The organism is Shewanella sp. MBTL60-007, assembly GCF_019654915.1.
Classification (GTDB): Bacteria; Pseudomonadota; Gammaproteobacteria; order Enterobacterales; family Shewanellaceae; genus Shewanella.
This window is the reverse complement of the sequence record NZ_BPET01000097.1, coordinates 1-9,592: the sequence shown is the minus strand read 5'-3', so window position 1 is coordinate 9,592 and position 9,592 is coordinate 1. Positions and strand designations below refer to the sequence as shown.

The following is a 9,592-nucleotide window of genomic DNA, read 5'->3' as shown; positions in this document are numbered from 1 at the left end:
ACCAGTGACCCCCTCCTTGTAAGGGAGGTGCTCTCCCAGCTGAGCTAATCGACCTGGGATTTACACAATGATTTAATTCTTTATAAAAAGAATGGTGGTCGATACTGGGCTCGAACCAGTGACCCCCTCCTTGTAAGGGAGGTGCTCTCCCAGCTGAGCTAATCGACCTCGCTGTGTGGGGCCGTATTATAGGGAGGAACGATCTACTGTCAACGCTTTTTTTAGATAAAATAAAGACTACGGTTCAATTTTGCGCGTGTTGATGCATAGTTAATCAGAGCTGCGCTATTAATGCAAAAAATGATTAAAAATTAGCTTGAAAATATACGCTGACTCTACCGCTATATTGGCCCACTTTAGAAGGGGGACTTCTCTTTTATGGTGCTTTTCTTTGAGTCTATCTGTTTTTTACACTTTCATGTCGGCAGCGAAGCCGTTTTAGTTTGGTTTGATCGTTTCCACATTAGGAACACTAATTTATAAGTTAAGTAATGCTAATGAGGGGAGAACTATGCTCTAGAGTACAGAACTTCAATGTGTATCACTATCTGTATCTACTGTTGTCATCTACTAACATTTCTATATAGAGGTGTTAGTGTTTCTTTCTCCTTTTTCCAAAGAGGGGGGCGATAAGCCCGCTTTTACACTTGAAGAGATTCAAAACAGAAGAAAGACAGATTTTCCCCACAAAATTTGCCATATAGTAGTAGATCTATTTTCCCTAGCCCTTTTGGCTGTTAGAATATGCGCCACATTCATTAGTACAGTCTATTATTTAGACTTTCTACATAGGTCAATGTCCATTATGACAGTTAAGACGCGTTTTGCTCCAAGCCCTACAGGCTTTTTGCACGTTGGTGGTGCTCGTACAGCACTTTATTCATGGTTATATGCACGCGCAAACCAAGGTGAGTTTGTTCTACGTATTGAAGATACCGATCTTGAACGTTCAACTCCAGAAGCATGCGCTGCAATTTTAGAAGGTATGGAATGGCTTAACCTGAATTGGGATGAAGGTCCTTACTATCAAACCAAGCGTTTTGACCGTTACAACGAAATCATTGCACAGATGCTAGAGCAGGGGACTGCTTATAAGTGTTACTGTAGCCGTGAGCGTATTGAAGCGATGCGTGAAGAGCAAGCTGCGAATGGTGAGCAACAAAAGTATGATGGTTGCTGCCGCGATAAAGCACCACGTGATACAGATGAGCCATTTGTTGTGCGTTTCAAAAACCCAACTGAAGGTAGTGTAGTATTCGATGATCACGTACGTGGCCGTATCGAATTTGCCAATAGTACATTAGATGATCTTATCATTGCTCGTACTGAAGGCACGCCTACTTATAACTTCTGTGTAGTAGTTGACGATTGGGATATGGGAATTACCTGTGTTGTGCGTGGTGAAGATCATATCAACAACACGCCGCGTCAGATCAACATCCTTAAAGCATTAGGTGCACCAGTACCTGAATATGCACACGTATCGATGATCTTAGGTGATGATGGCGCTAAGCTATCTAAGCGTCATGGCGCAGTTGGTGTTATGCAATACCGTGATGATGGTTATTTACCTGAAGCACTACTTAACTACCTAGTTCGTTTAGGTTGGTCTCATGGTGATCAAGAAGTGTTCTCTATCGATGAGATGAAGCAATTCTTTAGCCTTGATGATATCAACAAAGCAGCTTCTGCTTTTAATACAGATAAACTGATTTGGTTGAACCAGCACTATATTAAAGAATCTGATCCAGAATATGTCGCTTCTCACCTTGAGTGGCACATGGCTGATCAAAACATTGATACTAGCAATGGTCCAAAACTGTCTGAAGTGGTTTCTGCATTGTCTGAGCGTGCCAAGACACTAAAAGAACTTGCTGCATCTAGCCGTTACTTCTTTGAAGATTTCGAAGAGTTTGACGAAACAGCTGCTAAAAAGCACCTAAGAGGTGTTGCACTTGAGCCATTACAGTTATTCCAAACTAAATTAGCTGGTCTAAATGAGTGGACTTTAGAAGCAATTCATCAAGCAATCGAAGATACTGCTGCTGAATTAGAAGTAGGAATGGGTAAAGTTGGTATGCCATTACGCGTAGCTGTAACGGGTGCTGGTATGTCTCCTGCTGTAGATTTAACCATATTCTTGGTTGGGAAGGCTCGTACAGAGCAAAGAATCTCCAAAGCGATTGAATTTGTAGCAAATAGAATAAATTCCTAAAAAACGGGTTGACTCTTTTGGGTGCGCTGCATAGAATGCGCCACGCAGTTGAGACACAGGCAACGAATAGTTCGCGGTGCACTCAAAAGTGATTTAGTTAGTGAGGGGCCTTAGCTCAGCTGGGAGAGCGCAACACTGGCAGTGTTGAGGTCAGCGGTTCGATCCCGCTAGGCTCCACCATCTAACTGATTAAAGCGTTAAACCTTAGCCTACAGGGTTTAATGAGTATTCACTCTTTGCAGAGTCTAATGCAGTCCGGGTCCCCTTCGTCTAGAGGCCTAGGACACCGCCCTTTCACGGCGGTAACAGGGGTTCGAATCCCCTAGGGGATACCACAATTTATAAAGCGTTGAGTTTTAGCCTACAGAACTTAATGAGTATTCACTCTTTGGTAGAGTATAACGCCAGTCCGGGTCCCCTTCGTCTAGAGGCCTAGGACACCGCCCTTTCACGGCGGTAACAGGGGTTCGAATCCCCTAGGGGATACCACAATTTATAAAGCGTTGAGTTTTAGCCTACAGAACTTAATGAGTATTCACTCTTTGGTAGAGTATAACGCCAGTCCGGGTCCCCTTCGTCTAGAGGCCTAGGACACCGCCCTTTCACGGCGGTAACAGGGGTTCGAATCCCCTAGGGGATACCACTATTTATAAAGCGTTGAGTTTTAGCCTACAGAGCTCAATGAGTATTCACTCTTTGGTAGAGTATAACGCCAGTCCGGGTTCCCTTCGCCAAGAAGAGAGCGCCTAGGACACCGCGCTATTTTTTATTAAAAGCAGCACGGCGGTTTCACTTTAATAGCCTTCTAAAGTGTGACTTATAGGTCTTCGTTATATTGGAAGTAAAACAATATGTCCGGGTCCCCTTCGTCTAGAGGCCTAGGACACCGCCCTTTCACGGCGGTAACAGGGGTTCGAATCCCCTAGGGGATACCACTATTTATAAAGCGTTGAGTTTTAGCCTACAGAACTCAATGAGTATTCACTCCATTACGGAGTCTAAACGTAAGTCCGGGTCCCCTTCGTCTAGAGGCCTAGGACACCGCCCTTTCACGGCGGTAACAGGGGTTCGAATCCCCTAGGGGATACCACTATTTATAAAGCGTTGAGTTTTAGCCTACAGAACTTAATGAGTATTCACTCTTTGGTAGAGTATAACGCCAGTCCGGGTCCCCTTCGCCAAGAAGAGAGCGCCTAGGACACCGCGCTATTTTTTATTAAAAGCAGCACGGCGGTTTCACTTTAATAGCCTTCTAAAGTGTGACTTATAGGTCTTCGTTATATTAGAAGTAAAACAATATGTCCGGGTCCCCTTCGTCTAGAGGCCTAGGACACCGCCCTTTCACGGCGGTAACAGGGGTTCGAATCCCCTAGGGGATACCACTATTTATAAATTCGTGTTAGTAATAACATGAATGTTTACCAGAAATGGGGCCTTAGCTCAGCTGGGAGAGCGCAACACTGGCAGTGTTGAGGTCAGCGGTTCGATCCCGCTAGGCTCCACCATTTTACTGTTTTAAATCAGTAAGTAATTAAACCACCTTAGGGTGGTTTTTTTATGTCTGTAATTTGCAGATTTTACCTACTTACCTAACAAGTTCATTAGGGCTGGCGTGAAAAGGCATCATTACTGATGGCTTTTCACTGTGGACACTTGAATCGTAAAGAAGAGAGGCAAGTGGGGAAGCTTAAGTGCTAATCGACCCCAAGAAATCCGCCAGTCTGGTGGGCCCATAGCTGTGCGTAGATCCCACCTGAGTTAATTAACTCTTGATGGGTTCCTTGCTCCACAATTTTTCCTTCATCTAACACTATTAATCTGTCCATTGCTGCAATGGTTGATAATCTATGAGCTATGGCTATAACGGTTTTACCTTCCATTAATTGATATAAACTTTCTTGAATTGCGGCTTCAACTTCTGAGTCCAGTGCAGACGTGGCTTCATCTAGAAGAAGAATAGGGGCATTTTTGAGCAATACTCGGGCGATCGCGATGCGTTGACGTTGGCCTCCTGACAATTTGACCCCACGTTCACCAACTTGTGCATCTAAGCCAATGTTGCCTTCGGGATCACTCAAGTTCTCTATAAATTCATGAGCTTGAGAATTCTTAATCGCTTGTGCTAACTCTTCATCAGTCGCGTTGGGGTTGCCGTATAAGATATTGTCTCTGATAGAGCGATGCAAAAGTGAGGTATCTTGAGTCACCATGCCGATATGAGCACGGAGTGTGTCTTGGGTTACTTGAGTTATATCTTGGTTGTCGATAGCAATATTGCCTGATTCAACATCATGAAAACGCATCAATAGATTCACTAATGTGGATTTCCCTGCTCCAGAACGTCCTACTAAACCGACTTTCTCACCAGCTTTGATATTAAGACTTAGATTATCTATTACCCCGCTAGACTCCCCATAATGAAAACTTACGTTATCAAAGTCTATGCTTCCTTGGTCAACAATAAGTGCGGATGCGTTATTGATATCCTGGATCTCAGTAGGCTTGGACAAGGTATTCATACCGTCAGCAACCGTACCTATATTCTCAAAGAGAGAGCTTATCTCCCACATAATCCACTGTGACATGCCATTGAGCCTAAGGGCTAAACTGATTGCAATGGCGATCGCACCAACAGTAATCGCACTGTCACGCCATAACCAAATAGAAACTGCCGCAATAGCAAACGCGAGTATATAATTGATCACTTGAACACTCACATTAATCCAAGTCACCAAGCGCATCTGTTTGTACACTGTGGATAGAAAAGTTTTCATGCTGCCTTTTGCATACTCAGCCTCTTTTTGAGTATGTGAAAACAGTTTAACCGTTGCTATATTGGTGTAGCTATCGACGATTCTACCAGTCATGGTAGAGCGTGCGTCCGCCTGTTCGGTTGATACTTTTTTAAGCTTTGGCAAAAATTTAAATTGCAGTGCAACGTATGCGACTAACCAAACCAACATCGGTACCATCAGCCTTAGATCTGCTTTGGCTATCATCACAACCATAGAAGTGAAATACACCAAAATATAAACCAATACGTCTAATAGTTTGGTGACGGTTTCACGTACCGCAAGTGATGTTTGCATGACTTTGGTCGCCACTCGACCCGCGAAGTCATTTTGATAAAATGAAACACTCTGTTTTAGCAGGTATCGATGGGCTAACCAACGGATCGACATGGGATAATTGCCGAGTAATCCTTGATAAACAATGAATGCGTGTAACAGAGTCAGTAAGGGGATCACAATCAACACTAGGAGCGTCATCCCCAATAGTCGCATACCTTCTTGTTCAAATAGGCTCTGTGGATCATGTTTGACTAACAGGTCAACAAGATCGCCCATAAACCCGAATAGCGATACTTCGAGAATAGCCAGTAGGGCGGTTAAAATTGACATAATAATTAGCGGAACTTCAAAGCCACGGGTGTAATGGCGACAAAATGCGTAAATCCCTTTTGGCGGCTGCTTTGGTTCTTCGTCGGGTAATGGATTAACCCAAGATTCAAATCGTTTGAACATCTATGTACTCGGTCTTTATTAATGTTGGGAAAATGTAACTAGTCACTAGCATATAGGAAACAGCGGCTTAAGTGTAAGCAATGGATAGATAGAACTATTCAGTTCCGTTTTCCGCTAGTGACTGCTTAACTAGTTGCGTAATATGGCTGACATAGAAAGATAATTGGGTAAATTCAATGGTTGAGCATGAATGTCAAATTTCGAAAGAGGCCTGTCGTAAGGCGAGGCTCGCTCGAGACCCCAGATTCGATGGTCAGTTTTTTATCGGGGTGTGTACGACTAAGATATTCTGCAGGCCTGTATGCCCAGCAGTAAGCCCTAAAGAGGAAAATGTTCGCTACTTTGATACTGCTGTCCAAGCTGCAAATGCCGGATTAAGGCCTTGCCTACGTTGTCGTCCCGATAGTGCGCCACGCTCTTATGCTTGGAAGGGGACGCAGACGACTTTAGAAAGGGCCAAGGCATTAATCGATGCCGGGGCGCTTTCAGGTATAGACGGACAGAATGTTGAGGCATTGTCGGAGCGTTTGGGGATCTCGAGTCGTTATTTGCGAAAATTATTTGCACAAAAGTTGGGTACCTCAGTTAAGCATTACGCGCAATACAGGCAACTGATGTTCGCCAAGCAGCTATTACACCAATCGAATTTGAGTATTACCCAAGTCGCTTTTGCTGCAGGGTTTAACAGTATTCGCCGTTTTAATGAAGTGTTTAAGGCACAACTGCAGTTAACCCCGTCAGCCTTGAGAAAAAGTAGAGGCCAACCTGGAGATTCAGAGCGAAGCCAGCTTCAACCTTTGGCTGAGTGTGGTCAAGTCACATTGAGAGTACAGCTGAGCTTCCGGCCTCCCTTTGCTTGGCAGCAACAATATGACTTTTATCAGCTTCGTGCTGTAAAAGAGATGGAGTGGCTCGATAACAACCTAAGTTATGGTCGTAGCTTTAGTCTCAATGGGGTAAGTGGTTACTTTGATGCAAAGCTCAATGAGGCAAGGAATGCATTTGACGTCGATATTGTTTTGGAAAAGGATTCTGATCTCTGCCAGTTAAATGCAATCATTAATAATATTAGACGAGTGCTGGATCTTGATGCAAATATCTACCAAATCGACAGTGCACTGTCGTTGATAGAGCCTTTAGCGCCTTTGATGCTCCCCGGGTTACGGTTGCTTGGGGTATGGTCGGCATTTGAAGCGGGTTGTCGAGCGGTCTTGGGTCAGCAAGTGAGTATTGTTCAAGCGTCAAAACTGCTCAATCAGTTAGTCCTTACCTACGGTGAGAAGCGCTTGATTGGGGAAAAGCAGGTCACTCTGTTTCCAACGCCGGCGGCGATCGCAAAGGCCGAGTTAACCGAGCTTAAGATGCCAGGTGCGCGTAAACGAGCACTCACTGCGCTGGGACAGTTTGTTTGGGACAACCCTAATGCAGATCTCGAACGGTGGTTATCAATAAAAGGGATCGGTCCTTGGACCGTGGCATATGCGAGAATGCGCGGTTTAAGTGAGCCGGATATCTTGTTATGCGGTGATCTTGTCGTCAAAAAGCGGGTGTTAGCACAATATCAAACCGAACAAGCGGGTACAGATAAATCGGCTACCGATAAAGGTCTTGATTATGAACTGTTAACTCAGTCGCTTGCCAAACAAGTTGCTCCTTGGGGCAGCTACCTCACGTTTCAATTATGGAATCTTTCATGAAAAGTAATTTGCAGCCTAACGTTTTACAGCCTCTAGCGAAATTGAATTTTGAGACAGAGATAGGTTTGCTCTCTATGTGCGCAAGCGAGAGCGGACTTACGCATCTCAATATTATTCCTAAAATTGGTGATGATTGGTTGTCTCGAGAAGTGAGTGATTCAGCTATTTTAACTGGAGCCAATAACCTTGCTCTAAATGCAGCCAATCAACACCTGTTACAAGCTCGCCGAGAGTTAGAAGAATATTTTGCAGGGGGAAGACGACAGTTTGACGTCAAGCTGGCTCCGAAAGGCACCGAGTTTCAATGTCAAGTGTGGCAGGCATTGTCCGAATTAGACTATGGGGCTAGCTGTAGCTATGCGCAGATTGCAGAGCGTATTAAGCGTCCCAAAGCGGTGAGGGCAGTTGGAACGGCTAATGGGGCAAACCCTATCGCGATAATCGTTCCTTGCCACAGGGTCATAGGTAAAAATGGTGCGCTTACCGGCTACGCATACGGTATAGAGCTTAAGCAAAAGCTGCTTAAACTGGAAGGTTTGGACTGCTTCTAAATGCTTGTGTAAGGAGACCTCGCAAAATGTTTTCTTTAGTAAGTGTTAAATCTGATCAAAGGTAAGCATTTACGCTGATATTAGCGTAGAATAGCTGCCTTATTTTTGATTAGGCGTTTACCCGTAAATTATGACTCAGCCAGTATCTTCAACCGACCAAGCAGCAACGCAAACTGTGGCTAGCACATCAACTCACAGTGACTTTACCCAACTAGGGCTTATCCCTGAGTTGCTCGAGACTCTTAAACTGCTGAGTTATACCAAGCCGACTGCGATTCAGTCGCATATTATTCCGGCTGTTTTGGACGGCAAAGACGTGCTGGGCGGTGCTAAAACTGGCTCGGGTAAAACAGCCGCTTTTGCTCTGCCTATCATTCAAAAGCTTGTAAAAGCTACACCTCGTAAAGCGGATAGTAACTTTGTATCTTGCTTGGTATTAGTTCCTACCCGTGAACTGGCGCAACAAGTGGCTGATAGCTTTATGCGCTACTCACAATTAATCAAACCTAATCTTAAAACGCTTGCCGTTTATGGTGGTGTGTCTACCAATGTGCAAATGCAAAGTTTACGTGGCGGTGCAGATATTGTCGTTGCGACACCTGGGCGTTTGATTGATCTGATTTCAAGCAATGCCCTTAAGCTGGATAAAACAGCTACCTTAGTGTTGGATGAAGCCGATCGCATGTTGAGCCTTGGTTTTACCGAAGAGCTAAATGAGCTGTTAGCTAAGCTGCCTAAGAACAAACAAACCTTATTGTTCTCTGCCACTTTCCCTGAAGAGGTGCGTGAGCTTACCGATTCGCTATTGAGTAATCCAGTAGAAGTACAGTTACAAAGTAGCGAAGAAAGCACTCTGGTTCAGCGGGTCATTACTGTTAACCGTAACCGTAAAACGGCTTTGTTAGCGCAATTGATTAAAGAGAACCAGTGGCAGCAAGTGCTTATCTTTGCCAGCGCAAAATACAGCTGTAATCGTTTGGCACAAAAGCTTGAAAATGCGGGTATTACTGCCGAAGTTTTTCATAGTGATAAAGGTCAAGGGGCGCGTAACCGCGTGCTTGAGGGGTTTAAGTCTGGCGAGATCAGTGTGCTCATTGCAACGGATATCGCCGCTCGTGGTATCGATATTGAAAAGCTGCCTATCGTGATTAACTTTGAGCTGCCGAGAAGCCCTGCTGACTATATGCACCGTATTGGCCGAAGCGGTCGTGCGGGTGAAGCAGGTTTAGCAATGAGCTTAATCTCTCACGACGAATATCAGCATTTTAAGTTGATTGAGAAGAAAAACAAACTGAGATTGGAGCGTGAACAGATCCCTGGATTTGAAGCCGATCTCGAAGCGCCAGCTGACTGTCCATCCCGTGAGCCAAAACCTATGGCAAAGCCCGCTGGTACTGGTAAGAAGCATCGCAAAAAGGTCAATGCTGAAGTTTGGGGTAAGAAATCTTAATCTCAAACCTATAAATTCGTACTGAGAAACAGCATGAATTAGAGCTCTATTTGAGCCCTTTTTTATACAAAAATTGTAATTTTTGTGGGGTAGCGCCTTTTTTCATCATGTATTGCTTCCTCGAGCAAAAAAGCGATAGCACAAGATCTAGGCTT

Annotated in this window: 5 protein-coding genes and 9 tRNA genes; 12 read left to right on the top strand and 2 right to left on the bottom strand. The window is 44.5% G+C overall.

Features of this window, described 5'->3' with window-relative positions; genetic code table 11:
* Positions 1-92 precede the first annotated feature (92 nt).
* Positions 93-168: transfer RNA gene (locus K5Q92_RS22875), tRNA-Val, on the bottom strand.
* Between the two features lie 637 nt (positions 169-805).
* On the opposite strand from K5Q92_RS22875, the gene gltX reads away from it, so the two are divergent.
* From gltX to K5Q92_RS22830, 9 genes are all read left to right on the top strand, one after another.
* Positions 806-2,215: a glutamate--tRNA ligase gene (gene gltX / locus K5Q92_RS22870; RefSeq protein ID WP_220771135.1), complete on the top strand. Its 1,410-nt coding sequence runs from the start codon at positions 806-808 to the stop codon at positions 2,213-2,215.
* Between the two features lie 104 nt (positions 2,216-2,319).
* Positions 2,320-2,395 (top strand) — tRNA-Ala (locus K5Q92_RS22865).
* A 79-nt stretch (positions 2,396-2,474) separates the two neighbouring features.
* A tRNA-Glu gene (locus K5Q92_RS22860) sits at positions 2,475-2,550 on the top strand.
* 78 nt (positions 2,551-2,628) lie between these two features.
* Positions 2,629-2,704: transfer RNA gene (locus K5Q92_RS22855), tRNA-Glu, on the top strand.
* 78 nt (positions 2,705-2,782) lie between these two features.
* Positions 2,783-2,858 (top strand) — tRNA-Glu (locus K5Q92_RS22850).
* Positions 2,859-3,074: 216 nt separating this feature from the next.
* A tRNA-Glu gene (locus K5Q92_RS22845) sits at positions 3,075-3,150 on the top strand.
* 79 nt (positions 3,151-3,229) lie between these two features.
* Positions 3,230-3,305 (top strand) — tRNA-Glu (locus K5Q92_RS22840).
* 216 nt (positions 3,306-3,521) lie between these two features.
* Positions 3,522-3,597: transfer RNA gene (locus K5Q92_RS22835), tRNA-Glu, on the top strand.
* A gap of 47 nt (positions 3,598-3,644) precedes the next feature.
* Positions 3,645-3,720: transfer RNA gene (locus tag K5Q92_RS22830), tRNA-Ala, on the top strand.
* Positions 3,721-3,909: 189 nt separating this feature from the next.
* Here the strand turns inward: K5Q92_RS22830 and K5Q92_RS22825 are convergent.
* The gene (locus K5Q92_RS22825; protein WP_220771134.1) at positions 3,910-5,739 is read right to left on the bottom strand and encodes an ABC transporter ATP-binding protein; all 1,830 of its coding nucleotides are present in this window, start codon (positions 5,737-5,739) and stop codon (positions 3,910-3,912) included.
* Positions 5,740-5,915: 176 nt separating this feature from the next.
* Here K5Q92_RS22825 and K5Q92_RS22820 point away from each other — a divergent pair, with 176 nt between their 5' ends.
* From K5Q92_RS22820 to K5Q92_RS22810, 3 genes are all read left to right on the top strand, one after another.
* Positions 5,916-7,436 (top strand): Ada metal-binding domain-containing protein, encoded by a 1,521-nt coding sequence (locus K5Q92_RS22820; RefSeq protein WP_220771133.1) that lies wholly within the window; start codon positions 5,916-5,918, stop codon positions 7,434-7,436.
* On the top strand, positions 7,433-7,987 hold the full coding sequence (locus K5Q92_RS22815; protein WP_374758463.1) for a methylated-DNA--[protein]-cysteine S-methyltransferase: 555 nt from the start codon (positions 7,433-7,435) through the stop codon (positions 7,985-7,987). The genes K5Q92_RS22820 and K5Q92_RS22815 overlap by 4 nt, the downstream gene beginning before the upstream one ends.
* A gap of 130 nt (positions 7,988-8,117) precedes the next feature.
* Entirely contained in the window at positions 8,118-9,437 is a 1,320-nt protein-coding gene (locus K5Q92_RS22810) for a DEAD/DEAH box helicase (RefSeq protein ID WP_220771131.1), read from the top strand.
* The last annotated feature ends 155 nt before the right edge of the window (positions 9,438-9,592 follow it).